29 protein-coding genes and 1 other RNA gene are annotated in these 26,548 nt (G+C 46.3%); 14 read left to right on the plus strand and 16 right to left on the minus strand.

Annotated elements, in window-relative coordinates; genetic code table 11:
* Window positions 1-20: 20 nt before the first annotated feature.
* Window positions 21-368, minus strand: coding sequence for an RnfH family protein (locus ORJ00_RS04055; RefSeq protein ID WP_027669707.1), 348 nt, complete (start codon window positions 366-368; stop codon window positions 21-23).
* Window position 369: 1 nt separating this feature from the next.
* Complete coding sequence (locus ORJ00_RS04060) at window positions 370-804, minus strand: type II toxin-antitoxin system RatA family toxin (protein ID WP_306136182.1); 435 nt, start codon at window positions 802-804, stop codon at window positions 370-372.
* Between the two features lie 105 nt (window positions 805-909).
* Here ORJ00_RS04060 and smpB point away from each other — a divergent pair, with 105 nt between their 5' ends.
* From smpB to ORJ00_RS04085, 5 genes are all read left to right on the plus strand, one after another.
* A complete protein-coding gene (gene smpB / locus ORJ00_RS04065; protein WP_027669705.1) occupies window positions 910-1,392 on the plus strand; it encodes an SsrA-binding protein SmpB in 483 nt (160 codons plus the stop codon).
* A gap of 145 nt (window positions 1,393-1,537) precedes the next feature.
* Window positions 1,538-1,898: a transfer-messenger RNA gene (gene ssrA / locus ORJ00_RS04070) on the plus strand.
* Between the two features lie 250 nt (window positions 1,899-2,148).
* Window positions 2,149-3,306, plus strand: a complete 1,158-nt coding sequence (locus ORJ00_RS04075; protein ID WP_305977764.1) for a DUF748 domain-containing protein — start codon at window positions 2,149-2,151, stop codon at window positions 3,304-3,306.
* A gap of 31 nt (window positions 3,307-3,337) precedes the next feature.
* Complete coding sequence (locus ORJ00_RS04080) at window positions 3,338-4,225, plus strand: MlaA family lipoprotein (RefSeq protein WP_306139062.1); 888 nt, start codon at window positions 3,338-3,340, stop codon at window positions 4,223-4,225.
* On the plus strand, window positions 4,197-6,623 hold the full coding sequence (locus tag ORJ00_RS04085; protein WP_305977601.1) for an efflux RND transporter permease subunit: 2,427 nt from the start codon (window positions 4,197-4,199) through the stop codon (window positions 6,621-6,623). The genes ORJ00_RS04080 and ORJ00_RS04085 overlap by 29 nt, the downstream gene beginning before the upstream one ends.
* A 47-nt stretch (window positions 6,624-6,670) precedes the next feature.
* Here the strand turns inward: ORJ00_RS04085 and ORJ00_RS04090 are convergent, their stop codons facing one another.
* Window positions 6,671-7,087 (minus strand): organic hydroperoxide resistance protein, encoded by a 417-nt coding sequence (locus ORJ00_RS04090; RefSeq protein WP_306126079.1) that lies wholly within the window; start codon window positions 7,085-7,087, stop codon window positions 6,671-6,673.
* A gap of 172 nt (window positions 7,088-7,259) precedes the next feature.
* On the opposite strand from ORJ00_RS04090, the gene ORJ00_RS04095 reads away from it, so the two are divergent.
* The gene (locus tag ORJ00_RS04095; RefSeq protein ID WP_306126078.1) at window positions 7,260-7,709 is read left to right on the plus strand and encodes a MarR family winged helix-turn-helix transcriptional regulator; all 450 of its coding nucleotides are present in this window, start codon (window positions 7,260-7,262) and stop codon (window positions 7,707-7,709) included.
* A 314-nt stretch (window positions 7,710-8,023) separates the two neighbouring features.
* Entirely contained in the window at window positions 8,024-8,830 is an 807-nt protein-coding gene (locus tag ORJ00_RS04100; RefSeq protein ID WP_305977870.1) for a PEP-CTERM/exosortase system-associated acyltransferase, read from the plus strand.
* Window positions 8,831-8,850: 20 nt separating this feature from the next.
* Here the strand turns inward: ORJ00_RS04100 and ORJ00_RS04105 are convergent, their stop codons facing one another.
* Window positions 8,851-9,351, minus strand: coding sequence for a DUF1543 domain-containing protein (locus tag ORJ00_RS04105; RefSeq protein ID WP_306126077.1), 501 nt, complete (start codon window positions 9,349-9,351; stop codon window positions 8,851-8,853).
* Window positions 9,352-9,528: 177 nt separating this feature from the next.
* Between ORJ00_RS04105 and ORJ00_RS04110 the strand changes: the two genes are divergently transcribed.
* Window positions 9,529-10,896, plus strand: coding sequence for a GAF domain-containing sensor histidine kinase (locus ORJ00_RS04110; RefSeq protein WP_306139063.1), 1,368 nt, complete (start codon window positions 9,529-9,531; stop codon window positions 10,894-10,896).
* Here ORJ00_RS04110 and ORJ00_RS04115 read toward each other — a convergent pair.
* Window positions 10,886-12,142, minus strand: coding sequence for an ABC transporter permease (locus ORJ00_RS04115; protein WP_306139064.1), 1,257 nt, complete (start codon window positions 12,140-12,142; stop codon window positions 10,886-10,888). The two genes, ORJ00_RS04110 and ORJ00_RS04115, sit on opposite strands and share 11 nt — an antisense overlap.
* The gene (locus ORJ00_RS04120; RefSeq protein ID WP_306126075.1) at window positions 12,136-12,846 is read right to left on the minus strand and encodes an ABC transporter ATP-binding protein; all 711 of its coding nucleotides are present in this window, start codon (window positions 12,844-12,846) and stop codon (window positions 12,136-12,138) included. Before ORJ00_RS04120 ends, ORJ00_RS04115 begins: the two co-directional genes overlap by 7 nt.
* A gap of 52 nt (window positions 12,847-12,898) precedes the next feature.
* Between ORJ00_RS04120 and ORJ00_RS04125 the strand changes: the two genes are divergently transcribed.
* Entirely contained in the window at window positions 12,899-13,459 is a 561-nt protein-coding gene (locus tag ORJ00_RS04125) for a DUF3299 domain-containing protein (RefSeq protein WP_306139065.1), read from the plus strand.
* 97 nt (window positions 13,460-13,556) lie between these two features.
* Here ORJ00_RS04125 and ORJ00_RS04130 read toward each other — a convergent pair whose 3' ends face one another.
* Window positions 13,557-14,117 carry a ZrgA family zinc uptake protein gene (locus ORJ00_RS04130; protein WP_306139067.1) on the minus strand — a complete coding sequence of 187 codons (561 nt, stop codon included), beginning with the start codon at window positions 14,115-14,117 and terminating at the stop codon, window positions 13,557-13,559.
* A 125-nt stretch (window positions 14,118-14,242) separates the two neighbouring features.
* Here ORJ00_RS04130 and ORJ00_RS04135 point away from each other — a divergent pair, with 125 nt between their 5' ends.
* The 3 genes from ORJ00_RS04135 to ORJ00_RS04145 are packed head-to-tail and all read left to right on the plus strand — an operon-like array spanning window position 14,243 to window position 18,641.
* Window positions 14,243-15,763, plus strand: coding sequence for a cryptochrome/photolyase family protein (locus tag ORJ00_RS04135; RefSeq protein ID WP_306139068.1), 1,521 nt, complete (start codon window positions 14,243-14,245; stop codon window positions 15,761-15,763).
* On the plus strand, window positions 15,760-17,133 hold the full coding sequence (locus tag ORJ00_RS04140; RefSeq protein WP_306139070.1) for a DASH family cryptochrome: 1,374 nt from the start codon (window positions 15,760-15,762) through the stop codon (window positions 17,131-17,133). Before ORJ00_RS04135 ends, ORJ00_RS04140 begins: the two co-directional genes overlap by 4 nt.
* Window positions 17,130-18,641, plus strand: a complete 1,512-nt coding sequence (locus ORJ00_RS04145; RefSeq protein ID WP_306126070.1) for a cryptochrome/deoxyribodipyrimidine photo-lyase family protein — start codon at window positions 17,130-17,132, stop codon at window positions 18,639-18,641. The genes ORJ00_RS04140 and ORJ00_RS04145 overlap by 4 nt, the downstream gene beginning before the upstream one ends.
* A gap of 16 nt (window positions 18,642-18,657) precedes the next feature.
* Here the strand turns inward: ORJ00_RS04145 and ORJ00_RS04150 are convergent, their stop codons facing one another.
* From ORJ00_RS04150 to glnB, 3 genes are all read right to left on the minus strand, one after another.
* On the minus strand, window positions 18,658-19,557 hold the full coding sequence (locus ORJ00_RS04150) for a M28 family peptidase (RefSeq protein ID WP_306139072.1): 900 nt from the start codon (window positions 19,555-19,557) through the stop codon (window positions 18,658-18,660).
* A gap of 1 nt (window position 19,558) precedes the next feature.
* Window positions 19,559-20,689 (minus strand): tetratricopeptide repeat protein, encoded by a 1,131-nt coding sequence (locus ORJ00_RS04155; RefSeq protein WP_306126068.1) that lies wholly within the window; start codon window positions 20,687-20,689, stop codon window positions 19,559-19,561.
* A 76-nt stretch (window positions 20,690-20,765) separates the two neighbouring features.
* Window positions 20,766-21,104: a nitrogen regulatory protein P-II gene (gene glnB, locus ORJ00_RS04160; RefSeq protein ID WP_027670788.1), complete on the minus strand. Its 339-nt coding sequence runs from the start codon at window positions 21,102-21,104 to the stop codon at window positions 20,766-20,768.
* 149 nt (window positions 21,105-21,253) lie between these two features.
* On the opposite strand from glnB, the gene nadE reads away from it, so the two are divergent.
* Window positions 21,254-22,081, plus strand: a complete 828-nt coding sequence (nadE, locus tag ORJ00_RS04165) for an NAD(+) synthase (RefSeq protein WP_306126067.1) — start codon at window positions 21,254-21,256, stop codon at window positions 22,079-22,081.
* 90 nt (window positions 22,082-22,171) lie between these two features.
* Window positions 22,172-22,672, plus strand: a complete 501-nt coding sequence (locus ORJ00_RS04170) for a GspH/FimT family pseudopilin (protein ID WP_306126065.1) — start codon at window positions 22,172-22,174, stop codon at window positions 22,670-22,672.
* On the opposite strand, the gene ORJ00_RS04175 is transcribed toward ORJ00_RS04170, so the two are convergent.
* The 6 genes from ORJ00_RS04175 to ORJ00_RS04200 all read right to left on the minus strand — a co-directional run bounded on the left by ORJ00_RS04175 (window position 22,673) and on the right by ORJ00_RS04200 (window position 26,544).
* Window positions 22,673-23,146 (minus strand): type IV pilin protein, encoded by a 474-nt coding sequence (locus ORJ00_RS04175; RefSeq protein ID WP_084153533.1) that lies wholly within the window; start codon window positions 23,144-23,146, stop codon window positions 22,673-22,675.
* Window positions 23,147-24,220, minus strand: a complete 1,074-nt coding sequence (locus ORJ00_RS04180; RefSeq protein ID WP_306139073.1) for a hypothetical protein — start codon at window positions 24,218-24,220, stop codon at window positions 23,147-23,149.
* Window position 24,221: 1 nt separating this feature from the next.
* Window positions 24,222-24,593: a hypothetical protein gene (locus ORJ00_RS04185; protein ID WP_305976446.1), complete on the minus strand. Its 372-nt coding sequence runs from the start codon at window positions 24,591-24,593 to the stop codon at window positions 24,222-24,224.
* Window positions 24,594-24,602: 9 nt separating this feature from the next.
* Window positions 24,603-25,556 carry a PilW family protein gene (locus tag ORJ00_RS04190; protein WP_306139074.1) on the minus strand — a complete coding sequence of 318 codons (954 nt, stop codon included), beginning with the start codon at window positions 25,554-25,556 and terminating at the stop codon, window positions 24,603-24,605.
* A gap of 2 nt (window positions 25,557-25,558) precedes the next feature.
* On the minus strand, window positions 25,559-26,053 hold the full coding sequence (gene pilV, locus ORJ00_RS04195) for a type IV pilus modification protein PilV (RefSeq protein ID WP_306139075.1): 495 nt from the start codon (window positions 26,051-26,053) through the stop codon (window positions 25,559-25,561).
* Between the two features lie 80 nt (window positions 26,054-26,133).
* A complete protein-coding gene (locus ORJ00_RS04200; protein WP_306139076.1) occupies window positions 26,134-26,544 on the minus strand; it encodes a type IV pilin protein in 411 nt (136 codons plus the stop codon).
* Between the last annotated feature and the right edge of the window lie 4 nt (window positions 26,545-26,548).

Below are 26,548 nucleotides of genomic sequence, written 5' to 3' on the forward strand. Positions count from 1 at the left end.
AGCTTAATGCTGGTTTTTTGCTATTCAACGCCTGCTTTTACTTCATGTGGCCGACCACCGGTTGTTTTGTCGGCCCGCCCTTCTTCTTTAGCCTTCTCTGCCCGACGACGGCGTAAATCTTTTGGATCCGCAATCAGGGCGCGGTAAATTTCAATGCGATCGCCCGCTTTTACCTTATCAGTCAATTTAACTGGCCGGCTCCAAATACCAACTTTTTGTTGGCTTAAGTCAATATCAGGAAACTGTTGCAAAATACCGCTTTGCTCAATAATTTGCTGCACGGTGCTCAAATGATTCACTGCCACAGTTAGCAAGCTTTGCCGCTGTGGTAAGGCATAAGCCACTTCAACGGTAATTAAATCAGACATGCTACTCTCCATACACTTGCTTCGCGCGTTGTGTAAAAGCATTCACCATAGACGCGGTAAGTTCGCCAAATATCTTACCAAAGGCAAACTGAATAAGTTTGCTGGAAAACTCAAATTCCAGTTTAAGGATCACCTTACAAGCATTGTCACTAAGAGGTTGAAACTCCCAACCTCCCTGTAATTGTTTAAAAGGGCCGTCTACCAGTTGCATGGCTATACGATGATCAGGGTACAATGTATTACGGGTAGTAAAAGTATGACCAATACCAGCCTTGGAAACTTGCAATGATGCCACCATGTCTGTATCAGATTGACTAACGATACGGGCAGAAGTACAGCCAGGTAGAAATTGTGGATAGTCAGGAACAGCGTTGACTAAGTCAAACATCTGCTTTGCACTGTAAAAAACCAGCGCACTGCGCTCAATTTGTGGCATACTCTCTCCCCTTTAAACTCGCCGCCGATTGTAACAGAATAACGCGCTGCAACAAGGCTTGAGCCATCGCTGACATAGAAAACAGAGCTGCGAATACAACACATTATGAGTAAAAAACAAGCTAGTAAAAATAAGAACGGTACCATCGCGCAAAATAGAAAAGCACGCCACGAGTACTTTTTAGAAGAGCGCTATGAAGCAGGCATGGCCCTGCAGGGCTGGGAATTAAAAAGCATCCGCGAAGGTAAGGTTAATCTGTCAGATTCTTACGTTATTTTGCATAACGGTGAGGCTTACCTGTTAGGTGCGCAGATCCAACCGCTAAACAGTGCCTCATCACACGTAATATGCGACCCAGAGCGTAACCGCAAACTGCTGTTGCACAAGCGTGAGCTAAATAAACTTATCGGCTTAAAAGAACGCGATGGCTATACCCTAGTAGCGACAGCAATGTACTGGAAAGCCTGTTGGGTAAAACTGGAATTCCACCTGGCCAAAGGTAAAAAAACCTTTGATAAACGTGACGATATTAAAGATAGAGATTGGTCACGTGAAAAAGAGCGGATGATGAAACATTCCAAGCGCTAAACAGCAATTGAAACTTTTCCTGCAACACCCCATCTAATAGGTGTTGTAGAAAAAAGGCTGGCGATGCAAAGCTTACTTGTTTAATCAAAGCGAGCTGCGTACAATAGCCAAACACTGTAAGTGTGAGTGTAACACCACAGAATTCGGGGCTGATTCTGGATTCGACGGGATTCACGAACTCTTAGGTGCATGCCGAGGTGCGGTAGGCCTCGTAAAAAAGCCGCAAAAAACTAGTCGCAAACGACGAAAACTACGCAATCGCTGCTTAATAGGCAGTAGATAGCTCTTCCCCTCACGCATGCCTATAAGCTGAGACTCTGGAAGATCACCCCTAATAGGATCGCGTCGCGTCTTCGCCTGGAGACAACACGTTAAGACCAATCAGGCTCGCCCGACGATAGCCTGCCATTCGGCGCTCATAGGGTTAACTAAATGAATGCGCTAAGCATGTAGTACCGACGATGTAGGTTTTTCGGACGCGGGTTCAACTCCCGCCAGCTCCACCAAATAACAAAAGGCCAGCAGCAATGCTGGCCTTTTGTTTTCTGCCTGCCGGGCGCTGTGTCAGTTTTACATAGCCGATGGGTAAAAATAGCCCACTGCTACAATACTTTAGCGCTGCGCCCTGCCCCACCCCAGATAAAACCACGAAATTTCATAAACTTACCTTAACCACACAACTGGAATGATCTTTGCTGCGTAGTCTGAATAAGCTGCAAGCCAATAGCGCCGCATTAGTCAGGGCATAACAACAGCATGACATTAAACAAACCGGTCAAAATAACCATCGCTATTTTACTGCTTTTACTGGCAGCGCGCATCGCTGCACCTGAAGCCATGGTGTGGTATGTCAATTCACTGCTGCAGCGCCAGCAGGGCATTAGCGGCCATGTGCAGGATATAGATTTAGCATTGTGGCGCGGTGGTTACGATATAAAGCAGATCGAAATTTTTCAGCACAATGACAAAGGCAAACTGCCGCTGTTTTCTACCGAGCGCCTGAGTTTACAGCTGTCGTGGGCCAAGCTGTTAAAGGGTGAAATTGTTAGCACTATGGCATTTTATAAACCGGTGATTATGGCGCTGGACCGTACAGATCAAACCGATATTACTGAAGACGCCGTGTTGGACGAACGTACCTGGATTGGCCTGGCAAATGACTTAACGCTGTTTTCTATCGATAAGCTGTCGCTGTATGACGGCCGTATTGAGTTTAACGCCATTGCCAAAGATGTGCTGGGCGAGCTGATTTTAAGCGACGTACAGGGCGAGGTACGAAATTTACATAACGACGCCGAGTCTGAGCTGCTAACCGACATCGACCTTGAAGGAACTGTAGGCGGCAGCGCACCGTTTTTTATCCGCGGCAAGTTTAACCCTAACGTGAAAAAGCCCAGTTTTGATATCAATATGCAAATGGAAAAGCTACCTACCAAAGTAACTGATAGCATTGTAAAAATTTATGCCCCTTTTGATGTTGAGGCCGGTGAGTTTGAGCTGGCAGCAGAACTGGCCAGTGATAAAGGCCAGGTGAATGGCTATGTTAAGGCTGGCATTTATCAGCTTGAAGTGTTCTCCTGGAAAGAAGATGTGGTTAACGATGTGATAAAAGGCGACGATAACCCCCTGCAGCTGTTTATTGAGGCACTGTCTGCGGCACTGGCCGAGCTGTTTGAAAATGATGATGAAAAACTTATAGCCACGCGCATCCCGATACAGGGTGATATTAGTTCACCGGATACCTCAGTGTTAAAAGCGATAGGTGGGCTGTTCTACAACGCTTTTATAAAGGCTTACCAGATGCGGGTGGAGGATATTATTGATTTCACGTCAGTGACATCTGACGATAAAGATAAAGCCGCTGCTAACAGCAGCGATAAAAAAGCAGCTTCAGATAAACAGAATAAACACTAAATGCAGTTAACTAACTGCGTTGGAGCACTCTATGACATCTAATACCACGCTTAGCCTGATACTGCTGTTGCTGTTAAGCGGCTGTGCCAGCCAACCGCAGACACCGCCTGAGGATACCCCGGCGCCGATAACCAGCAGCCAGAGCACTGATGATAGTGCCAACACAGAGCTTACTGCCAGCGAACAGTTAAGCAGTGGTAAAACCGCCACTATTGAAACCTCGCAGGGCCGGATTGAAATTGAGCCCACCGTAGTTGATATGGCAGAGCGCGCCCCGGCGACAGGCGAAGAGCAGGCGCAGCAATACAACGACCCGCTGGAAGGCTGGAACCGTGGCACCTTTGCCTTTAACCACTTCACCTATACCTATGCCCTTATTCCTCTAGCAAAAGGCTATGAATACATAACGCCGGCACCGGTGCGGGACAAAATAGGTAATGCGTTTAGCAATATACGTGAGCCTCTGAGCATGCTGAACAACCTGGCGGCCGGTGAGTTAAAAGATGCCGGTACTAACCTGGGCCGCTTTCTGATTAACACCACCATTGGTATTTTGGGCTTATTTGACCCGGCAACCGCCTGGTTTGATTTACCAGAAGCTAAGCAGTCGATAGCCGATACCTTAGCCGGTTATGGTGTCGCGCCAGGGCCTTATCTGGTGCTGCCTCTTCTGGGGCAGAACAATGTGCGCGGCTCAACCTCGGTTGTCAGCGAATACCTGCTCGACCCGATTGGCCAGGTAACCAACCCGCCGGATACCTATTATTTGCAAGGGGTAGATGCTGTTGACAGCTTTAGCGACCGCGCCCGGGTATATGAAGAGCTTTACCGCCAGGCAGAAGATCCATATCTGTATTTTCGTAATCAGTTTTTACAGGGAGTAAAGCGCGATGACCACTTCAGCCAGCCACAGCAGTAACACGCCGGTAAGCAACTGGCTGGCACAGCGCATATTACAGCTGCGTATTGCCATTTTGCTGCTGTTTGCCGTTTTACTTGCTGCTGCGGCAGTGTTTGTACCGCAGTTTCGCATTGATGCTTCAGCTGATACCTTGCTGGTAAAAAACAATGCGCTGTACATTAAAACCCAGCAGGCCAATCAGCGCTTTTCGCCCGATGAGTTTATTCTGGTGGCATATAAGCCACGCAACGGTGAAATTTTCAGTAGCACCACTTTTACTGATCTGACCTGGCTGCGCGAACAGTATCTGGCGTTATCCAGGGTACAAAGCGTGACGTCCATTCTGACAGTGCCGCTGCTTAGCGATGCCTCGGTGCTAACGTCAGACGCCGATGTTGCAGAGCTCACCTGGCAAAAACAGCAGTTTTCACCGCAGCAGATGCAACAAATGCTGTCTGACCACCCTATCTTTACCGACCTGCTGATCAATAAAGCGCAAACCGCAACGGCGCTACAAATTGTATTTAAACCCGACCCTGAGCTTGGCGCACTGGAGCAGGAAATCCTGGCGGTGCAGCAAAACAGCCTGCAGCGGCCATTGACCGCTGAAGAAGAGCAAAAACTGGAGCAGCTGCAACAACAAGCCGACCCGTTACGTCAGGCGTTGGTTAAACAGCGCCAGCAGGAGCTTCAGCAAATTAGCCACATTAACCAGCAGGTAGCGCAGCAGGCTGAAACCTTTACCGGAGGGGCCTATGTAGTAGCGCAACATCTGGTCGATATTATCTCAAGCGATCTGACCGTATTTGGCAGCGCCATCACCGGTATTATCGCCGTGCTGTTACTGCTGTTATACCGCAGTATCCGCTGGGTGGTGTTCCCGCTTTTGGCATGCGCTGCCAGCGTCTGGCTGACATTGGGTTTGTTTGCCGTGCTGGATATTCGCGCCACTGTTATCTCGGCCAATTTTATTGCGCTGCAGCTTATTTTAACGCTGGCGGTAATGATTCACCTTATTGGCGCTTATCGCGACATTGCCCGCAACAACAGCGCAGCCAGCCAGCAGCAACGCGTAGTAATGACATTACAGCAAAAGCTGGCGCCCTGCTTTTATGCCGCGGTTACCACCTCGGTCGGCTTTGGCTCGTTGCTTTTCAGCGGTATTCAACCGGTGGTTGATTTTGGCTTTATGATGCTGATTGCCATGCTGCTGACCATGAGTGTCAGCCTGCTGCTGTTCCCTGCTCTGCTTAGCTTGCTAAAAGCCACCCCCGAAACAGCCGACTACGCCATATTTCACCATGTGCTGCAGGCTATTCGCCATCGGGTAGCACGCGCCCCCTTGGGCACTGTTTTTGTCGGCGTGGCATTGTTTGCCATGCTACTGCCTGGCCTGGCGCAACTTAATGTGGAAAACAGCTTCATTAATTATTTTGCCAAAGATACGCAGGTATACCGCGAACTAAAGTTTATTGATCAAGAATTTGGCGGCTCTACGCCGCTGGATATTGTTATTACCCTTGACCCGGCAAAAGCCAAAGCAGATTTACTGCTAAGCGCAGAGCAGTTTAATCAGCTGCATCTGGCCCATGCGGTGGTGGCAGAATTTGCCGCCAGCGGCAACGTGACCTCGCTGGTTAATTTTACTACCCTGGCCACACAGTTGAACGATGATAAGCCACTGACAGAGTATGAATTAAATTCTATTTACCTGCTGCTGGAGCAAAAGGTTGTCAACCAACTGGTGGGCGCATACCTGGCCGAACAACCATTGCAAGTACGCATTGCCACCAGAATTAAGGACACCACAGAGGGGCTTAACCGCGAATTACTGATGCAACAACTGCATCAGGATTTACAATCGGTTGGCCTGACAGCTGAAGATTACAGCCTAACTAATCTGTTTGTGTTGTATCAGGATATTTTATCGCGCCTGTTTGACTCGCAAATTATGACCCTGGGTTTGGTGTACCTTGCCATGGCCATTATTTTACTGCTGATCTTCCGTTCATTAAAAATTGCGCTAATAGCCCTGGTGCCAAATATTTGCACTACTTTGGGTATATTGGGCCTGATCGGCTGGCTAGGCGTTCCGCTCGACATTATGACCATTACCATCGCAGCCATTGCAATGGGTATCGCCATTGATGACACCATTCACTTTGTACATAGCTATTTGCAAGCACCGCCCAACAAAGCATTACAACACGCTTTCGCCCACACAGGGCTAGCGATGCTGTTTACCTCCGTGGTTATTGCCACAGGCTTTGCCGTATTTGGCTTTTCCGGTTTTTTACCCAGTGTGTATTTTGGTTTGCTTACCGCCGCCGCTATGTTAATGGCATTGGTAGCTGATTTAACTATATTACCTGCCCTACTCAAACGCTTTGTTGCCTCCTCGGCTCGGAGCACATAATGCAAAAAGCCGGCAATGTTGCCGGCTTTGTTACAGAGATATGCTATTTATACACTAACGTGTAAGCGTACGTCGATGTTGCCACGAGTGGCGTTTGAATACGGGCACACCTTATGGGCCTTTGCGACCAGGTCATCTGCAGCATCTTGCGCCATACCAGGTAAGCTAACAAACAAATCTACATCTAAACCAAAACCGCCTTCTATTTTACCAATACCCACTTCAGCACGCAGGCTTACGTCTTTTGGCAGGTTTATTTTGTCTGCGCCAGCGACAAATTTTAACGCGCCAATAAAGCAGGCTGAATAACCAGCGGCGAACAGTTGCTCAGGATTAGTCGCCCCACCGTTACCACCAAGCTCTTTTGGTGGTGCTAATTTAACGTCTAACAAGCCGTCACTTGACTTAGCTGCACCATCACGGCCACCGGTTGACGTAACAACAGCTTTATACAGAATATCCATGTTTAATTCCTCAATTTGGGTTAATGGCTAACAACGGAGCTAGCTTAAACGCTATTTATCTTGCATGCAAGATTATTGCATATAACTTTAAATTCTAAAATATGTTGTTTGCAGCTGTAAGAACGCCGGTTAAGTTTGCTAGACTGCGTGTAACTTAATGGATAGCTTGCTGATGAATAAAACCTTACCGCTAGATCAACAGTTATGTTTTGCCTTGTACAGCGCGACAAATGCCGTCGTGCGCTTGTATCGCCCCTTGTTGCAGCCGTTTGATCTGACCTATGCGCAGTACGTTGTTATGTTAGCGTTATGGCAACAGGACAGTATTAGCCTTGGCGAGCTGGGCAACAAAACGCTATTTGATTCTGGCGCGTTAACACCACTGGTTAAAAAGCTGGAACAAAAAGGCTTGTTGCAGCGTATCGCCTCTTTGCATGATGAAAGAGTGAAACAGGTTGTTTTGACACCTGCCGGTAAAGCACTGGAAAACGAAGTGGCAACCGTTATGCCCGCACTGCGCTGCCAAATATCGCTGGCAGACGAGCGTTTAATTCAGCTTAGAACGTTGGCTCGCCAGGTTCAGCTTGATATTCAGCAACTTGAACAATGTGTACAAAAATAGAACTACACCAGGCTGCAACTCCTCTGTCGTGTTAATGAATTACCGCTGAATAACAATTAATAACAATCGTTAAAAAAAGTTGATTTTTTTCTTAGATTAAAATCAGAATGTTAGCCCAAAACACCGCTATTTCCTCGATTTTTGCAGTTTACAGTGTTTGACCTGAATCGTTTTAGTCCGCATAGTAGGTTTTGTTAGCAATGCAACTTACTGCATTTTTGACAGCCTATACCCAAGGATTGGTTTTGTAAGGTTTTATTTACACACAAAAATAACCGGCAAATTAAAGTAGCAATACATCTTTGGGGCAACAAATGACCTTACAATCTGTAGCCAACAGCACAGCTATGTTGGAAGATCACAACTTTGAACCTTACAAGGTTCCACCGGCGAATACCATACACGAACAGTTCCCGCATTATTTTTCTGCCACACTGGCTGAGACTGAACAGCAAAAGCAACGCATTTACCGGCTACGCCATCAAGTTTATTGTGAAGAGCTGCAATTTGAGCCTGAGCGCATGGATGGCGAAGAGCAAGATGACTTTGACAGCCGTTCACTGCATGTGGCAATAAATAAACTCAGCAGCGATGCCTTAGCTGGCACGGTGCGCATTGTTACGTCCCAGTTTAACAATGAACAACTGCCGTTGGAACATTACTGCAGTAATGCCCTTACCAATACTGTACTAGCCCCGAACAATTTTAGCCGCCAGCATATTTGCGAGATATCACGCCTGGCTGTTCCTGCAGATGTCCGCAGCCGGGCTCTGCTATCGCAACAGGTAGCAGCAGAAGTTAACTGCAATAAACTGGTAGCGATTTCTCTGTATTTAGTTGCACAGATCCTGTGTTTACGCGCCGGGCGTATTCACGCCTATGTAATGGTAGAACCGGCGCTTGCCAGAGCGCTGCGCCGTGTGGGTATTCATTTTGTGCAAATAGGCCAGCCAGTTAATTTAAACGGACTAAGAGCACCGCATTATTTAGATGTACGCACAATGACAGCAACGCTAAAACCGGATTATCTTAGACTGCGCACAATGCTGGAAGCGCAGCTTTTTAACAAAACCAAACATGCCAGGCCTTCGATAGCGCTATGCTACAGCGCTAAAGACTAAGCTAAAATGAGCTAAACGAATTAACCAATTACGTTATAACCAGACCAGTCTGGCCGCATTGGCTGGCTTTGGCCAGATGGCGTCAAGTGAATATACTGCCCTTGTAGCTGCTCTAAAGCAAAGCAGTCGTCCAGTTCAAGTAAGTCATCTTTATGCGGGCTATCTGCGTCAGTTAACAGCAGACGCTTCGCCTTCGCTTTCGCCTGTGCGACATTAGACGCCACGCACAGCATAAAGTCATGTTGCTCGGCAATTTTATCCGGGTAATAGCCACCGAAATTCACAAAAAACAGTTTGTGCTCTGCCTGTTGTGGTGCCGTGTGCAAACTAACCTGAAAACCGTCGATGTGCTGTATTTGCATGTAACTGTCGATATGTAAGCCTTTTTTAGTACCAAACCATTGCTCGCGCAGCAGCGGATACGTTGCTTCAATATTGTCAGCAGCGACAAAGCGTATATCGTGTAATTCTATATTCGCACCAGGGGCCGTACCACCGATATACACTAGATACAGTTGCATGTTTAAACCTCCACTTTAACTAAAGTACGCAGTATAAACGGATACTTAGGTACTACCAATGTCATCAGCAAAAACAGTAAATTTAGCGATCAGATAATTAACATGCTATACATTGCTATTGTTACGTCGGTAATTACCTTTAAACGCCGCTTTTAAGCTGGAGTTCAAGTTGTCCACATGCAGAAACATTTACACGATATTTTATTGCAAATAAGCCGAAGTCCCGCAGTAGACAACGGTGAGATGACCGCCAGCAACCGCGTGATTTTAGATAGTATTACACAGGGTCTTGCCATCGACAGAGCAAGCGTTTGGTTACTATCTACTGATAAATCACAAATTGATTGTACGTATTTAGTCGACGGTAAGCTGCACCAAGCAACACCCAATATGACTTTGGCACGGCGAGATTTCCCGCGTTATCTGGCAGCGCTAGATGAAGAACGAAACATCGTCGCAAATGATGCTCATACTCATCCTCATACCAGTGAGTTTTCAACCGGCTATCTTCAACCGCTAGGCATCTGCTCAATGTTGGACACCCCTATCCGCCATCATGGTGTGATGGTTGGTATTATTTGCATTGAACATCGGCAAGCAAAACAATGGCAAACTGATGAGATAGTATTTGCTGGCTTCCTTGCCGATATCTATGGTCGGGCATTAAGTGCCTCTGAGCGGATGAAGTATCAATTTGAACTGGAAAAACTTAACAGTGATCTCGAGCATATTATTTACGAGCGAACACAGGAGTTAACACAATCGATAGAGCAGTTGCAACAGACGCAACACCGACTTATTGAAGTCGAAAAGATGGCAAGCTTAGGTCGTTTAGTTGCCGGTATTGCCCATGAAATTAATACACCACTGGGTGTTGCGGTTACAGCTTCCAGCCATGCTCAGGCAACATTAACAGAACTGGAGAAACTGTTTGAGTCTAAGCAGTTAACACGCCAGTTATTTATGCAACATGGTCATATAATCACTAACAGTATTGCCATGGTAAACGCTAATTTGCTGCGGGCTGTTGATTTAGTGAATAGCTTTAAACAAACCGCAGGGGCACGCAATGACCAAAAAGCAGAGTGGCTAGTACTTCATCAGTTTATTCCTCAGGTACTGCTCAGTGTTCAGTCACTGCTACAAGAACATCACGTTGAGATTATCCTGAACGTGCCGGACGAACTGCAAGTACAAAGCTTTTCCAGCCCCTTAGCTATTATCTTAACCCGGTTAATAGAAAATGCCTGCCAGCATGCGTTTACGACACAGTCTGAACGCAAGATTGAAATACGGGCTAACCAAAATACCTATAATTGGCAGTTGGAGGTGGCCGACAATGGCCGGGGAATGAGCAATGATGAACTTGCTCTGGCATTTGAACCTTTTTTTACCACACGGCGCAGCCAAGGTGCTAAAGGTTTAGGGCTGACGCTGGTTTTTAATTTAGTGTCTCATTTGCTACAAGGTGAAATCAGCCTGCGAAACAGCGATACAGGCTGTATCATAAGTTTAACTTGCCCCAGACAACTCATTACAACCTAATAGTAAGTCCATCCGCCAGCGCTTTGCGATAAGCAATAATGCCCGGAATGGTGGCCAACACCGCAGATAACAGCATCACCCCGCCCGCCCAATACAGAGTGTTTAACTTAATAATTTGCAGGCTGATAAACAGGCCGAACTCGGCAGCAAGTTTATCTTGCAGGACAAAGAGGCTAACAAAAAGTAAGCCCGCAGCCGACAGCATTGATAGCAGCGTGACAATTTGCACCTCAAGCTGAATAAGCACAAACAGATACCATGGGTGTGCCCCGGTAGCGCGCAAAATGGCCATCTCGCGCTGGCGCTCTTTCATCGACGCTAACAAGGTGGTGATCATGCCAACCAATGCCGCCAGCAATACCAATAGGCTAATAAGCAACAATAGGTTTTCTACCATACCCAACATTTGCCAAAGTTCTGCCAGCGCGACACCCGGCAAAATAGCGGTTAATGGCTCTTGCTTATACTCATTAATTTGCCGTTGCACGGTAAAGGTAGCCATGCGCGATTTAAGCCCAACCATAAAAGCCGTTATCGATTTCGGTGTAAGATCTGCGGCTAAGGCTTGCTCTGCCGTTAATTGGCGTCCGGGTATTGGTGCGCCTTGCTGCCAATCTAAATGTATTGCCTCGATAGCTTCAAGCTTCACGTGTACAGTTTGATCCACAGGCGTGCCCGTGCGCGCCAATATGCCCACAACAGTAAACGGCTTATCCTTATGCTGACTAAAGCTAACCTCGCCAACACCATGAGACAACGCTATCTGCTCGCCGATACCATAGCCTAGCTTTTGTGCCACTTCAGCCCCTAATACTGTCTCAAACACCCCGCTAAACACTTTGCCTTCTGTTAGCTTAAGTGGCTGGCTATTGGCGTAACGGTAATAGTTAAAATAGTCGTCGCTAGTGCCCATAACCCTATAACCACGATGCGAATCGCCCAATGCAATTGGGATACTCCAGTCTATTTGCGGATGTTTGAGTATGCGCTGGTAACTAGGCCAGCTGATGTTGGCTGTAGCATTACCAATGCGAAATACAGAGTACAACAATAGGTTAAGTTGGCCTGAGCGGGCGCCAACAATTAAATCCGTACCGGATACTGTGCTGGTAAAGCTGCTTTTTGCCTCGGTACGTAAGTGATCAATCCCCAATAGGAGTGCAATGCTAATGGTTAACGACAACCAGGTCATTAGCACAGTGCCACGCCGGTTCCATAAACTTAATCGGGCTAATTTCATCAACATGGCTTAACCCCCTGAGCTAACTGCTGCATATCCAGGTAGCTATTGAAGTATTGCATCAAACTTTGATCATGACTGACAAAGATCACGGTACAGCCATTACTGTCAGCTTCTGCCAACATCAACCGCATAAAGGTGTCTCGATTATCACTATCCAGTGCCGATGTCGGCTCATCTGCTATTAACAAGGTTGGCTTGGGTAATAAAGCTCTGGCAATAGCAACACGTTGCTGCTGCCCAACACTTAAAGTAGTAGCTGCCTGGTGCCACAACTCCGGCGATAAACCCAGCCGGTTAAGTAATGTGGTAGCCCGCGGTTGTACTTCAGATTTTTGTATACCAGCAAAATGGCTACTCAATAATGCGTTGTCCATTACCGACAAATACGGAATAAGGTTAAGTTGCTGGAACACCACGCCAATATGTTTTGCCCGCAGATTATCACGGGCGCGGCTAGATAATGTATGCAGCGGTTGGCCGTTGACATTCAGCTCACCACTCACCGGCTTAGTAATACCACATAGCAAATTGAGTAAGGTTGTTTTACCACTCCCCGACGCACCTCGAACAAATAAATGTTGGCCACTTTGTAATGTCAGTTCAGGTAAAGATAATTGCCAGCCACCCGCTTGGTAAAAAAACAGCAGCTGTTTGAGCTCAATGGCAGGAATTTTCGGCTTGTCGGTCACAGGCGCCCTCAGTGTCATGTTATTATGTTGGCGTTTTAGCCATTATGCCAATTTAGGGGAGTAAGCTCCAATGCTGAAGACGTTATCTGTTGCGTTATATTTGACAATGGTCGCATCCATATCATCTGCTGTTTTGCCTGGCTCAGTAAGTGCTGCCGAAGTAACAACCATTGAGTGGACAGACTTAATGCCAGAAGAAGATTTAAAAGCATTACAACAAATGCCAGAAGTGCAGCATGACTATAGTCAGCCGTCGCCGTTTGATGATAACTATCAGGGCGATGACCCAGCTGCACAGCAATGGCAGCAAATCCTAAGCTCCGCCAAGGTAGTGGAAAAGTACAATAACACTAAGGTTAGGGTACCGGGTTTTATTGTACCGCTAGAGTTTGATAGCGAGCAAAATGTCACCAGCTTCTTTTTGGTACCTTATTTTGGTGCCTGCATTCACGTGCCGCCACCGCCACCAAACCAAATTATTTTTGTAAGTGGCGCGAAGAATTTAAAAGCCGATATGATTTATTCACCGTTTTGGATTAGCGGCACTCTAACAACGGAAGTGATGACACACGATTTGGGCCAGTCAGCATACAGCATCAAAGCAGACACGATTGAAGAGTACACCTACTAATAAAAAAGGCAGCTTAGATAATCATCATGATATCAAGCTGCCACTTTTTTTTCGTTTAAACCAACATAAATGAAACGTATTGGTATAACGCCCTGTATTAGCGAAAATATATTGTACTGCTACCAAGAGACGCTTTTGAAGCCCCTTGCTTGCCGTTAATAATCCATTGCACATCAATTTCCTCCAGCGCCGGAACTAAACTAAATATGGATAATTGTAATTCATTTAGCCTTGCTGGCCGCTGACACAAAAGTTGGTAGTTGGCATAAAAATCGGCGTGTCCTGTATTGGCATGAAGCTCGGTCAAATCGGTGCTCGCATCAGCCTGAGCCAGCTCGCAGTTTGCATCAGCGTTAAGGCTAAACCACTCTGCCTGACTAAAGACCGCAATGGCTGCAGCCACCTCTTGCTTTTCTTCGTTGCTTTGCGCCTTGTGTTCAAAGCCAACAATACTTTGCGCTGCAGATTGAAAAGCCAGCTGCATTTCATTGCCCTCAAGCACCAGTGTTAACACGGCTTTACCATGAACATGTGCACCTAAGGCCGTAATATCCTCCTCATGGTTGCCATGGTCGTGCTCTGCATCTTGCGCGCCTGCAACAGTACAATACAACATGCTACCAATGATCAGTACACTGGGGAGTAATGAAAGTCTCATGAGAACAAGTCCTGTATTAACTGGTTTTGTGACAACATAACACAAATTAGTTTGTCTCGGCTATGCTCTGATCGCAATGGCAGAAAGCGCCGTATTGGCGTTACAATTCCAATTTGGTAAACGCTATGCCAAAGCTCATTGTTGTTTTGGGCGATCAATTAAGTCCGGCTTTATCCAGCTTGCAACATCTTCAGCCTGAAGACGTAATTCTATTGGCAGAAGTAGCCGAAGAAGCCTGTTATGTGAAGCACCACAAACATAAAATAATATTACTCTTTAGTGCCATGCGTCACTTCGCTGCTGTGCTTAAACAACAAGGCATGTCTGTATATTATTTGCAGTACGGCAATGTTAATAACATGACATCAGCCGTAAGTGCCGCTCTGCAGCAACACCCCTCTCTGGAGCAAGTCGTTATTACGCAATGCGGTGAATATCGGCTGCAGCAAGAAATAGATCAGTGGTCACAACACTTTTCGCTACCAGTACAGGTGCTTGATGATGACCGGTTTATCTGCACGTTGTCGCGTTTTTCACAATGGGCCAGCGGTAAAAAACAGCTACGGATGGAATATTTTTACCGCGAGATGCGCCGCTATACCGGCTTGCTGATGCAAAACGATCAACCAGAAGGAGGAAAGTGGAATTATGATGCGGACAATCGCAAAGCCTGCCCAAGCGATATGCAGCAAATTGTGCCGCTGACATTTTCTGCAGATGACATTACAGAACAAGTGAAAATGCTGGTGCTAAAGCACTTCCCAGACAACATGGGAGAAGTAGACAATTTTTGCTATGCGGTAACCGGTAAAGACGCCCGATTGGCTTTTATGCATTTTGTTGAGCAGCAGTTGCCACGATTTGGCGATTATCAGGATGCAATGTTGTTAGACCAACCTTTCTTGTTCCATAGCATTTGCTCAGTTTATTTAAACTGCGGCCTGTTAGACGTGCGCTGGATGTGCAACAAAGTTGCTGCTGCTTACCACAGTGGTGCGGTTCCATTAAATGCTGCCGAAGGGTTTATTCGCCAACTTATTGGCTGGCGAGAGTATGTAAGGGGGCTATATTGGTTGCTGATGCCAGGCTACGCAACAGAAAATTATCTGCAGGCGACACGTGAATTGCCAGCGTTTTACTGGCACGGTAAAACCCGGATGCGCTGCATGCAACAGGCCATCAGTAGCACCATTGAACATGCTTATTCGCATCATATTCATCGCTTAATGATTACCGGCAATTTCGCCTTACTGGCAGGTTTATCGGTTAAACAACTGACTGACTGGTATCTGGCGGTATATGCCGATGCGTACGAATGGGTAGAACTGCCAAACACACTTGGCATGGCGCTTTTTGCCGACGGCGGTGTTATGGCATCAAAGCCCTATGCCGCAAGCGGCGCTTATATTAACCGAATGAGTAACTACTGCCAGCATTGTCATTATAAAGTGAAAGACACCATCGGCGATGCAGCTTGTCCCTTTAATGCCCTATATTGGCATTTCTTACACCGTAACGAGCAGCAGCTTGCCGCTAATCCGCGTCTGGCATTGGCCTATGCCAACTGGCGCCGGCGAATTGAAGCAGACCAGAACGCGATTTTAGCCAAAGCGGAACATACACTTATTCATTTGGAGCAGCTATGAGCCTGAACATAATACTGCTAAACGAGACATTGCGCTGGCATGACAACCCACTGCTACAACTGGAAGTAGGCCCTAAAGTTGCTGTACTCGTGTTAGATGAAAAGGCTTTTTTCGCTTCTCAGTATGGCGTAGCGCGCGCGAATTTACGTCGGTTACAGCAACAGCTCGAGGCAATTGCAGCATTAAAGCGCCAGTTAGCTAGCCAGCATATCGGGCTTATTGTCTGTGTTGGCAACATCAAAGAGTGTATTCGTCGCCTGCAACAACAACTTGGCGCTACCAGCCTCTATGCTGCCGAGCCTGTTGGCTTCAATGAGTACTCTGCATTACAGCAGCTTAAACCCTATCTTAGCGTTACCCTTTTAGACTGTAACTCGTTACTTGGCGATGGGCTGCGCCCGCAACTGGATTCCTTACCAAATACTTTTACACCGTTTCGTAAACAACGCGAACCCTTGCTTGAAGTAAGCGCGCCGTCAGACCATAGCGTGTCATCAAGTGCGTGGCTGTCAATTGCACAGTGCGAGGTATTTAATCCTCCATTTAACCAGCTGTATCATCAGTATGCGGCTACCGACAAAAACTTTAGCGCACTAGAGCAATCGGCAACAACCCACTTTACGCAATACATTTGGCAGCAACAACATGTACGCCATTACAAGGAAACACGTAATCAGCTTTATGGTGAGCACTATGCGAGCTTTTTGTCGGCGCCACTGGCATTAGGCACCTTGTCTGTGCGCTGGGCTTGGCAACAAATTATTGCGTTTGAGCACAGCGTAACCGCCAACGACTCTACTTACTGGCTTAAATTCGAACTACTGTGGCGTGAGTTCTTCCGCTGGCAGTTTAGAAAATACGGCGCGCGTTGGTTTAGCAAGGGCGCGATTAAAGGAGCCATCGATTTTAACAAGCCTAAACTCAATGCCGCGCAATTGAAGCGTTTTGAGAATTGGTGTCAAGCCAGTACCGGGGTTCCTTTTATAGATGCCAATATGCGCTTGCTTAACCAAACCGGCTTAATGAGCAACCGCGGCAGACAAAACGTTGCCAGCTTTTTAGTACATGATCTGGGAGTAGACTGGCGGCTTGGCGCTGCCTATTTTGAACAACGTTTACTGGATTATGACTGCGCCAGCAATTGGGGAAACTGGGCATATATTGCTGGCAGTGGCAATGCAGCAGAACGACAATTTAATGTTATAAAACAAGCCCTTCACTATGACCCTGATGGCAGCTTTGTACGCGCAATGCTACCGGAGATCACTTTAAGTGGCAGTTTAGCTCACCAACCTAGTCAGCAATTCCAAAGCCCTGAGCACTGGCATCACTGGCTGGCAAAACTACAACCAGCAAGTTCCACCCCATGACAACGCTGGTATGGTTTAAGCGGGATTTACGTATTGAAGACCACCAACCGCTATGGCACGCGGCGAAGCTTGGGCTGGTATTGCCGGTTTATATTATTGAACCAGATTACTGGCAACAGCCTGACGTTTCTTTGCGGCATTGGCAGTTCATCAGCCCTGCACTTGAGCAGTTAAATCAGCAATTAACCGCATTAGGCCAGCCACTGTTAGTGGTAAAAGGCCCGGCAACTTTAGTGCTGCGTAAACTGTGCCAGCAATATGCTATAACCCAGGTATTTAGCCATGAAGAAACTGGTAATCTTTGGACCTATCAGCGTGACATTGCTGTAAGCCGCCTGTTGCAGCAATTACAGATACCCTGGCAGCAATTTCGTCAGTTTGCGGTATTTCGTCATTTGGCCAATAGGGACAATTGGTTTAATTTGGCAGACCAATGGTTAAAGTCATCAACTGCTCCTCCCGTTTCACGCCTGCCGTTTTTAACAGCCGCAGAATGGGACTTAACCGCCATGGCGCCAACCCGAAAGCATGACCTGCCGCTTTGTTACCCAATACAAGTTCCGTTTCACGCAGAAGCTACTTTTGATAGTTTTCTTTCACAGCGCAGTATGAACTATCGCCAGCATATTTCCTTTGCCGCCAAAGCAGTACAAAGCTGCTCCAGGCTTAGCCCTTATATTAGTTATGGTCAGCTTAGCCTTAGACAGCTGCAGCAACAAAGTTTTAGCGCAATTAAGCGCAGCCCCAATATACGCCAACAACAAGGCCTGCAGGCTTTTTTTAGCCGGCTTAGATGGCACTGCCATTTTATGCAGAAACTAGAAGATGAACCGGCAATAGAATTTTTTAACATGCACAGAGGCTTCGACGGCTTGCGTGAGCAAGACTTTACCCCGGCATACTTTCTGGCGTGGCAACGCGGGCAAACAGGCTACCCGCTTATTGATGCCGCAATGCGCTGCCTGTTGGCAACCGGTTGGCTGCATTTTCGCGCCCGCGCTATGCTGGTCGCGTTTGCCAGCTATCATTTATGGCTGCATTGGCGGCCGCTTGCTCTGCATTTGGCTCAGTGCTTTGTCGACTATGAGCCGGGCATTCACTATCCCCAAATTCAGATGCAGGCAGGCACAACGGGCATTAACCCCAACCGCATGTACAACCCGATAAAACAAAGCCAATTAAAAGACAATGAGGGCGTTTTTATTCGCCAATGGTTGCCTGAACTTCGCCGCGTTCCCAACAGCTGGCTGCATACGCCCTGGTTGATGCCTGCAGAGCTACAACAACGTTATGGTTGTATTATCGAAACAGACTACCCAGCCCCAATCGTAGACTTAACCCAGGCACAACAACATGCCAGAGCAAAATTGAAAGATTGGCTATTGAATACTGATCGTCAGCACTGGCAACAGCAAAAACGCGCAGTGTTTCAGCGGCACGCCAGTCGCAAACGGCCGGTTACACGCAATACAAAGCCGCATCGGGATCAGCTGAGTTTTAATTGGTAATTATTTCGAAAGGTGATTAGTTCGGGGCTTGTAAGCTTTGTGGTGCTTGTTGCTCAAGCCATTGCACGGTATGCCAGATAGCCTGCATTGCCTGCTCAAGAAACTCTGGCTCAATATTCTGCCACGTATCGTTAGGCGTATGGTAATCGCGGTGATCTTGCCCGCCAAAAAACAAATAAGGGATACCGGCGCGGTGAAAAGGACCATGGTCGCTGGCATTTGGCCAGTCGTAACGAGGAAGGCTGCGTAAGCCTTGTCCAGGCCCTCGATGAGGTAAATACTGCAGATGGCTAAATTGCTGTTCCAACTGTGCGATTAACGCAGGGTAACGCTTTGCACCTGTAAGATAGAGCCTTCCGCGACGGTCTGGCCGACCAATCATATCCAGATTAAGATTCAGCGTTATATTACCCAACGGAACTGACGGCGAAGATACAAAAGCTTTACTACCATACAAACCGTTTTCTTCTGCATCCGTGGCAATAAAAATATAAGAATAAGCAGAACAACGTTCACTTAGTCTTGATGCAAGCTCAAGCAGTGCAGCAACACCAGACGCGTTATCGTCAGCGCCATGAAATATGTTTTTTCCTTCGTTACCCAAATGATCATAGTGTGCTGTCACCACAATGTAGTGCTCTGGGTAAGTGCAACCACGCTGATACCCCACTACATTAGTGCCGGTTTTATGTTGTCCAAAACCATAGTTAAACATTTGCAGGTATGACGTATTAAACGCCCCCAGCTGCAATTTTTCAAAACGTTGGGCAATAAACTGCCGAGCCAGTTCGGTACCATCAGAGCCTGTTTTGCGACCTTGCATGTTGTCAGCACTTAACTCTTGAATATCTTTTAGTAGCTGCGCCTGAGCACTAAAAATAAATAAGCACCAAACTATACTAATAATCCACTGCATTTTAATGCGCTTCGACACTGCGTTTTAATGCGTCAAGTTTAGCAAAGTAGCGTTGTTGCGTTGTCTTTGCCGTAGCCAGTTCCGCCGCACGTTCCAATGTGTTTCTGGCTCGTTGAGGTTGCTCATTTTGATATTGTGCGACTGCAAGCTCCAAATACAATTCATGCATGTAAGGGGCCCGCTCAATAGCTTTACTAAAATAGATCGCCGCATCAGCTGGATGCCGCTGTTCTATTGCTGTTTTGCCCAATAAATACCAAAGATAAGGGTCGTTATCATCTTGCAGGCTAAGTGATTGTCGAAGCTGCTCTGCGCCGTGTTCATCACCTTGCAGCTGTTTTAGCACAGCATAATTACTGGTAAGCGACGTTTTTCGATTTGACACTTGTAGGCCGTATTCATAAAATTTTGCAGCCAGTTCAGGTTCGTTTAGTCTTCTATGTGTTATAGCGACTAAATTAATCACAGCGCCATAAGTTGGATCGAAACTAAGGGCAGTTTTAAGCAAGGCTAAAGCCTGATGATAATTTTCTTTCAGCAAAGCATCAGCGGCTAAATTACGATAAAACATCGCGATAAAGGTTTTTTCTGAAATATTCTCGCCTACGATATCGCCTGCTGCAGGCAGATAATCAATGACGAGCAGAGGTTGTAAAAAATAACTATTACCCCTTTTAGAGACAAAATCCGATTCATATAAAAACGTTCTGACATGATCAGATGACAGCATATAGCTATTTTTCATGTCAAATACAGGCGCAGAAATAATGCTCTGAAACTTTATATCTACGCCCACTACATCAGCTAAAGCTTTAGTTAATACTGCTAAAGAAATACAGTTTCCGGCCTTAAGACGGTATGCTTGGCTCGCCGTATAATTGTGTCCCTGGTAATCAAAATAGGCAGTGTGCTGAGATAAAAAATTATACAACCTTTTACGCCCAGCCAGGTCTTGATGCTCAGGCGCATGAAAATAAGCTAAAAACTCTTGCTCTTGCTCAATGGTAAGACTAAAAATGTCTTGCACACTTGGCACGTCTGAGTGTACCTGGGCAAGTAAATCTGAGTAAGGTAATGTTGGTTCCTGCAGGGTTAGCTTACCGGTGCTAGAACACGCAGATAAACAGAACATTAAAAACACCCAAACGACAACATTGATATAAGTAATCAATCGATAAAACCCAGTTAATTAACAATCATTAACCTTGTTATATCGCATCCTCATCCTCTTCGCCAGTACGAATACGAATGACCCGTTCTACTTCAAAAACAAAAATCTTACCATCGCCAATGCGGCCGGTCTGTGCTGTCGTCATAATCGCTTCAATACAACGTTCAACTTGTTCATCAGACACCACAATTTCTAATTTTACTTTAGGTAAGAAATCCACCATATATTCAGCGCCACGGTAAAGCTCAGTATGCCCTTTCTGCCGACCAAACCCTTTAACTTCAGTGACTGTCATACCAGTGACATTGATATCCGCCAGCGCTTCGCGCACATCATCCAATTTAAAGGGTTTGATAATGGCTTCAATTTTTTTCATTGTAATATCCGTCTGTTAAGCGCGCCTGATGCTTGCAGTATAATACAAGGCGAACAAGTGTTCAGCAGTTAATCGGTAAGAATCACTTGATCTGGTCAGGGTAAAGCACGGTAAGATAGATAAGATTGTTCACTAGAGGCCCAATTGCTATGAATGCAGCACAGATAATTGCCGAAATGCGGGTATTGCCGCAAATAGATCCCCAGTTTGAAATTCGCCGCCGGGTAGATTTTATCAAACAGCGATTAACGGATTCAGGCATGAAAACCCTGGTACTGGGTATTAGTGGTGGTATCGACTCAACAACATGTGGCCGCCTGGCACAACTTGCCGTGGATGAATTAAACCAAAACACTAGCGAGTACCAATTTATTGCTGTACGCCTGCCGTATGCAATACAAAAAGATGAAGCAGAAGCGCAGATGGCCATTGAGTTTATACAGCCTAGCAAAGCAGTATCAGTTAATGTTCAACCTGGTGCCGATGGTATACATCAGGCTACCTGGAATGCGATGGCAGCACTGGGTATTGCTACCGCCAGTGATAGCCAATCAGATTTTGCCAAAGGCAATGTTAAAGCGCGAACCCGTATGGTTATTCAATACCATATTGCTGCGTTGACAGGCGGATTAGTATTGGGCACAGATCATTCTGCTGAAAATATTACCGGTTTTTATACTAAATGGGGTGATGGCGCTTGTGACTTAGCACCATTATTTGGTTTAAGTAAACGTCAGGTCCGTTTAATCGGTAAAACCCTTGGTGCACCAGAAGTATTGGTGGGTAAAACGCCGACAGCCGACCTTGAATGCCTGGCTCCACAAAAAGCGGATGAAGCCGCCTTAGGACTAACGTACGAACAAATTGACGATTTCCTTGAAGGTAAAGTGGTTTCAAACGACGTGAGCAGTAAGCTAATTGCAATATTTCAGCGAACACAACACAAGCGTCAAGCCATACCAACAATATATGATTAACCGTCGCAAAAAACCATTTGGCTACACATTTGTCACATAAAGTTAATCTTAGCTATACTCCCTGTATCTTAGTACGACAGGGAGTCACTTATGTATACCTCAACGTTTCGGGGGTTTAGCTTTCCAGAGTTAACCATTACCTTAGCCATCATGGCTATTTTTGCGCATACCGCAATACCTGCTACAGCATCGTTTATTGATCAGCAGCGAGCCAATGCTTACATTCGCCAGTTCAGCCAGCATTTAGCCTATGCCAGAGTAGCGGCAACCAGTAGTAACCTGCCAGTTCAAGTTTGCCCTTTTGTCGCCGGCCAGTGCGCTGAACAATGGCAAACGACGCCCGTGCAGGTATCATTGTTATACCCAGATAGCCGAACAGTATTGCGCGAACTCCCTGCTATACATAACCAACATAAACTTATCTTTAACCGGGCCGGTGTAACTTTTCGTCGTGACGGTAGTTTAGATGGTTTTGAGAATGGCACATTTTTGTACTGCGGTCGACAAGGCGCATCCTGGCACTTTCGATTAACGTTAAATCAAGCTGGACGCAATCGCCTGACTAAAGTTGCAACACCTTGTCCTGGTTAATTATTTCCAACACATAAGGCTTTGAGGATTACCTTGGTTGCGTTGGCCTAGATGGTTGAGTGTAAATTGAGGACATTCGTTATCCTCTCGTTGCGCTCCTATTGCATCAGCAACCACTTTAAACCCCGCTCCCTCATGTGTTAGCTGTACGCTAAAACGATAGCGCGATGACACAGCTTCCTGCGCGACAAGCGCGTCCAAATCGCTGCTAAAACTGCCATAGTCTGCTTGATACTGCGTTTGCGCATTCGCCAGTGTTAATAACATGGTCATCGCCTCAGAGCGGTAACTGTTAAGTATATGCTGTTGATATGAAGGATAACTAATAGCCAGTAAGATGCCCATAATAACTACGGCTATTAGCAGCTCTATTAGCGTTAGCCCTGTGTTATTGCCTGCAACGTTTAGATGGCTAGCAACATTATTCGGCCTTTGCCCATGATTAGCGGCTGCAGTTTTGCTAACTAAGCGCATTTAATGCGCGCCCTGTTCGGTTTGAAATGTGGCTAACCTTATACGCTGGGGATACTGATCTGCGCTAAGCGTGGAAACACAATCTGCACATTCATCGGTAATCGCTAGTAATTCCGATAATAGCGGCTGAACTTGGCCTTCTGCTTGCAAACTTAGTTCAAGCTCCCCCTCACTGTTACTTATCAACGCCAGGCTACCACTCGTTTCGCTGGAAATATCCCAATGTCGTTGTGCGTAAATAAGCCCGGCATGGTGTAAATGCATGGCATAGAGTTGCGAAGCAGCTTCATCCGCTAAGGAACAATCTGCTTGAACTGCACTGCCGTTTGCCGCAGTTACATACACAACGCCAGCGTAAACCTGAGGTACTGCTGTAATACGCTGCTGCAAATTAACAAACCAGCCATTTCCTTGCTGTATTTGCGTCCATAGCGACTCGCTGATACCGTAGCGAACTTCATCGGCGGTAATGGCAGTTCGGTCAGTTAACTGGGAAAGCATCACGGGTTCCGCACTGCCTTTGGAATGCTTTAACGCCAATAGTATATCGCCATCGGCTTTCTTCCCGATAACCAACAGCATGCTCACCTTACGCAAAATACCGTTGTGGTCCGGCGATAACGTTTGTACCATTTGAAGTGGTTGATCGAAAACTGCTTCAGTTACACTCAGATCGGCTACCCACTCTGGCTCACCGAACGATGTCGCGTTAAGTGGAATGAACCAGAGCTGGCCATTAATATCAACAACATAAACGGCATCGGCGATACCATCATGATTAGTATCAATCACAAAGGGTTCCGCATTAATAGTGGCAACCTGCTCTGATGGCGTCGGCCATTGGTTTAATTGTGCAAGCAATGCAAAATTGTTAGCACTATGCATTTGCAATAAACCCGGAGTGCCTGGTGCAGCTGACTGAACATTATTGCTCAGCAACACCTGCCTCGGCTCGGTACTATCGTGCACCGAGCTTACATTAGCTACAACGGGTTCAGCCCTATTTAAATTACAGCTTAACGCAACCGCCGACTGTGCCAGAGCCAAAGAAGTCATAATAAGACGTAACAGCATATTAATGACTCCCCAAAGCTAAATTTTGCTGTAACACCAGGCTACTGTAGCCAGCGTAAAAATAACGGTTTTCAGAGTATGTCTCTGTATTGAGTAACTGAAGATCGCAGCGCAGTACAGCGCTTGTCCAAGCAGCATATTGCGCCGGACAAGTCGGCATACTTTCAATCGCGTCCTCGTTACTGTCACTTGGTAACTGCATTTGTTGCAAATGCTGCTGCAGCGCCTGCTGAGATATTTGCAGTTGCTGTTGGCCGGAATAAGCGGCTTTATGGCTAAGCTGAGTAACCAGTAACATCGCTGTCACCAATAAAGTCATAATTAATAAAAATACCAAGGCCATGATCAGTACTACTCCTTTCATTGCGGACATAGCGTGCTCCTATAGCGCGTTGTTTTGAAAGAAAATACTGCTGCTAACTAGCATCCGGCGATAGTGATCACCAGGTGCGACAAACTGAAATTGCCCCATATCATATTGCTGTTCATTGACATAAGAAGGATCCGGCTTACGTGCCCGAAGTATTACATAGTATTTAAGGCTAATGATGAGTACACCTTGCTGTTGCCAGGCGGCTGCAGGCACCTCAGTGGTTGCCAGTTGATAGTTCAGCTGGCCGTCAGCATCGCTATCAATACCAAATTCAAAATGCATTCGTTCGACACCGTCTAAGATAGAGTCAGTGCTAATCACTGCCATACCGGCTTGATTCCTACTCAACCTTTTGCGCATCAACACCGGGATAACATCACCATCTACACGTTGTTGCTGCAAATAAAACACCAGATGCTGATAGGGAAAGTAGTGAAAATGCTCGCTTAATCCTGCGCTATCACTACTAACAAAGCGGCTATGCTGCCATTGAGTTTCAAGATAAAACCGATTCTGTCGCATCTCGGCTATTGGCGTTTGTAAACCAATTAACCGCTTAACTTGCAAAAATTCAGTCTGTGGCAGTGGTTCTGGCAGACAGTTTAGTTGGCGGCCACCATTAACAAACTGCGCATAAAGGGTAACAAAATGTTGATCTTGGCTTGGAAAGCTACCGCTATCCAGTGCTGGTTCCAAACAATCTCCGACTGGCAAGATTGGTAGAGCAAACGTTGTGGCCATAGCGGGTGCTGAACGCCCACCCCAAAAGCCGACATTCGCCAGTTCATTGTGAAATAAACTGATTAACAGTTGTGCGTTTTGCTGCAATTCAGCCAGCTGCTGAGCTTGCCGTGTGGATTTACTAACAGCACTAAAGGCAGTTATCGCCATGCTAAGCAGAATTAACCCCAGCATCATGGCAATAAGTAACTCAGTTAAAGTGAAACCTGATAAGCGCTTCATTGCTACCACCCACCGCCTTCAACAGCTAAAGCACTGCGGCCGGTTGCAGCATAGCAAGACGCCGTATCTTGTGGTGACTGTGCTGAGCGTTGCTGCCAACTCATTTGCAGCAAAAATGAAGGCCCCTGCGACTGCAAACACATTGTCGGATTACTAATATTACCGCCAGCAGTACTTTGAAAACTGCCAAACCAGTTATTAAGTTGGTTAGCACCAATTTGCATGAGATTACATTGGGAAGGGGGTGTACAGTCCGGTGCGGGCGGCAATTCAGAGCTAATTGTTAACTGCTGACCAATCACATTAGCCAGTTGCCGATTGGCCTGTAGTTCACTCAATAGGCTATGGCTTAACGCAACAGCCTGAGTTCGCTGTATTGCATCTTGAAGCTGGCGCAAGCTCATTGTTTGCGCCACCAAAAGCCCCAGCAAACCCACTTTTAAAATCAGCAGTGTTACTAAGACTTCAACAAGACTAAATCCATGTTGTAACCGCATATCCCTATGCTCTTAGTTAATTAAAATTAACTATAAAGTTACAACATTATTTCAAAAGATCAAATTTTCAAATCAATATATTACCAACAACTTCTAACAGCATTAGCATCAACCCCACCAGCGGCACCCTTTTGACCAGATTGGTTTAAAGTTAACGTGCCGCATTCAGAATCGTTTTGTAATGACGTTGGAGCAGCAGACAAAGTAAATGTTCTTGCTGCATGATTTCCTAATGTGATGGTATAGCGTTGAGATAACTCAGTAATGCATTGGATCGGCGGCAACACAAAACCAGCCGGATTATAGGCCATGTTTTGTGTATATGTGCGTTCAAAAATCTGAGATAACTCTACTAAACATGCCGTTGCTGCAGTTCGATTTGCCTTAATAACATACCGCTGATAAGCAGGTAAAGCGACGCTTGCCAGAATACCAACTATCGCAACAACAACCATTATTTCAATTAATGAGAAGCCCATATCTTTTTTCATACCA

The sequence above is a fragment of the Rheinheimera baltica genome (genome assembly GCF_030731985.1).
Lineage (GTDB): Bacteria > Pseudomonadota > Gammaproteobacteria > Enterobacterales > Alteromonadaceae > Alishewanella > Alishewanella baltica.

Bases quoted from the DNA above. Each gene is read 5' to 3' on its own strand.
- ORJ00_RS04055 (WP_027669707.1), bottom strand. From the start codon at position 368: ATGTCTGATTTAATTACCGTTGAAGTGGCTTATGCCTTACCACAGCGG.
- ORJ00_RS04060 (WP_306136182.1), bottom strand. From the start codon at position 804: ATGCCACAAATTGAGCGCAGTGCGCTGGTTTTTTACAGTGCAAAGCAG.
- smpB (WP_027669705.1), top strand. From the start codon at position 910: ATGAGTAAAAAACAAGCTAGTAAAAATAAGAACGGTACCATCGCGCAA.
- ORJ00_RS04075 (WP_305977764.1), top strand. From the start codon at position 2,149: ATGACATTAAACAAACCGGTCAAAATAACCATCGCTATTTTACTGCTT.
- ORJ00_RS04080 (WP_306139062.1), top strand. From the start codon at position 3,338: ATGACATCTAATACCACGCTTAGCCTGATACTGCTGTTGCTGTTAAGC.
- ORJ00_RS04085 (WP_305977601.1), top strand. From the start codon at position 4,197: ATGACCACTTCAGCCAGCCACAGCAGTAACACGCCGGTAAGCAACTGG.
- ORJ00_RS04090 (WP_306126079.1), bottom strand. From the start codon at position 7,087: ATGGATATTCTGTATAAAGCTGTTGTTACGTCAACCGGTGGCCGTGAT.
- ORJ00_RS04095 (WP_306126078.1), top strand. From the start codon at position 7,260: ATGAATAAAACCTTACCGCTAGATCAACAGTTATGTTTTGCCTTGTAC.
- ORJ00_RS04100 (WP_305977870.1), top strand. From the start codon at position 8,024: ATGACCTTACAATCTGTAGCCAACAGCACAGCTATGTTGGAAGATCAC.
- ORJ00_RS04105 (WP_306126077.1), bottom strand. From the start codon at position 9,351: ATGCAACTGTATCTAGTGTATATCGGTGGTACGGCCCCTGGTGCGAAT.
- ORJ00_RS04110 (WP_306139063.1), top strand. From the start codon at position 9,529: ATGCAGAAACATTTACACGATATTTTATTGCAAATAAGCCGAAGTCCC.
- ORJ00_RS04115 (WP_306139064.1), bottom strand. From the start codon at position 12,142: ATGTTGATGAAATTAGCCCGATTAAGTTTATGGAACCGGCGTGGCACT.
- ORJ00_RS04120 (WP_306126075.1), bottom strand. From the start codon at position 12,846: ATGACACTGAGGGCGCCTGTGACCGACAAGCCGAAAATTCCTGCCATT.
- ORJ00_RS04125 (WP_306139065.1), top strand. From the start codon at position 12,899: ATGCTGAAGACGTTATCTGTTGCGTTATATTTGACAATGGTCGCATCC.
- ORJ00_RS04130 (WP_306139067.1), bottom strand. From the start codon at position 14,117: ATGAGACTTTCATTACTCCCCAGTGTACTGATCATTGGTAGCATGTTG.
- ORJ00_RS04135 (WP_306139068.1), top strand. From the start codon at position 14,243: ATGCCAAAGCTCATTGTTGTTTTGGGCGATCAATTAAGTCCGGCTTTA.
- ORJ00_RS04140 (WP_306139070.1), top strand. From the start codon at position 15,760: ATGAGCCTGAACATAATACTGCTAAACGAGACATTGCGCTGGCATGAC.
- ORJ00_RS04145 (WP_306126070.1), top strand. From the start codon at position 17,130: ATGACAACGCTGGTATGGTTTAAGCGGGATTTACGTATTGAAGACCAC.
- ORJ00_RS04150 (WP_306139072.1), bottom strand. From the start codon at position 19,557: ATGCAGTGGATTATTAGTATAGTTTGGTGCTTATTTATTTTTAGTGCT.
- ORJ00_RS04155 (WP_306126068.1), bottom strand. From the start codon at position 20,689: ATGTTCTGTTTATCTGCGTGTTCTAGCACCGGTAAGCTAACCCTGCAG.
- glnB (WP_027670788.1), bottom strand. From the start codon at position 21,104: ATGAAAAAAATTGAAGCCATTATCAAACCCTTTAAATTGGATGATGTG.
- nadE (WP_306126067.1), top strand. From the start codon at position 21,254: ATGAATGCAGCACAGATAATTGCCGAAATGCGGGTATTGCCGCAAATA.
- ORJ00_RS04170 (WP_306126065.1), top strand. From the start codon at position 22,172: ATGTATACCTCAACGTTTCGGGGGTTTAGCTTTCCAGAGTTAACCATT.
- ORJ00_RS04175 (WP_084153533.1), bottom strand. From the start codon at position 23,146: ATGCGCTTAGTTAGCAAAACTGCAGCCGCTAATCATGGGCAAAGGCCG.
- ORJ00_RS04180 (WP_306139073.1), bottom strand. From the start codon at position 24,220: ATGCTGTTACGTCTTATTATGACTTCTTTGGCTCTGGCACAGTCGGCG.
- ORJ00_RS04185 (WP_305976446.1), bottom strand. From the start codon at position 24,593: ATGTCCGCAATGAAAGGAGTAGTACTGATCATGGCCTTGGTATTTTTA.
- ORJ00_RS04190 (WP_306139074.1), bottom strand. From the start codon at position 25,556: ATGAAGCGCTTATCAGGTTTCACTTTAACTGAGTTACTTATTGCCATG.
- pilV (WP_306139075.1), bottom strand. From the start codon at position 26,053: ATGCGGTTACAACATGGATTTAGTCTTGTTGAAGTCTTAGTAACACTG.
- ORJ00_RS04200 (WP_306139076.1), bottom strand. From the start codon at position 26,544: ATGAAAAAAGATATGGGCTTCTCATTAATTGAAATAATGGTTGTTGTT.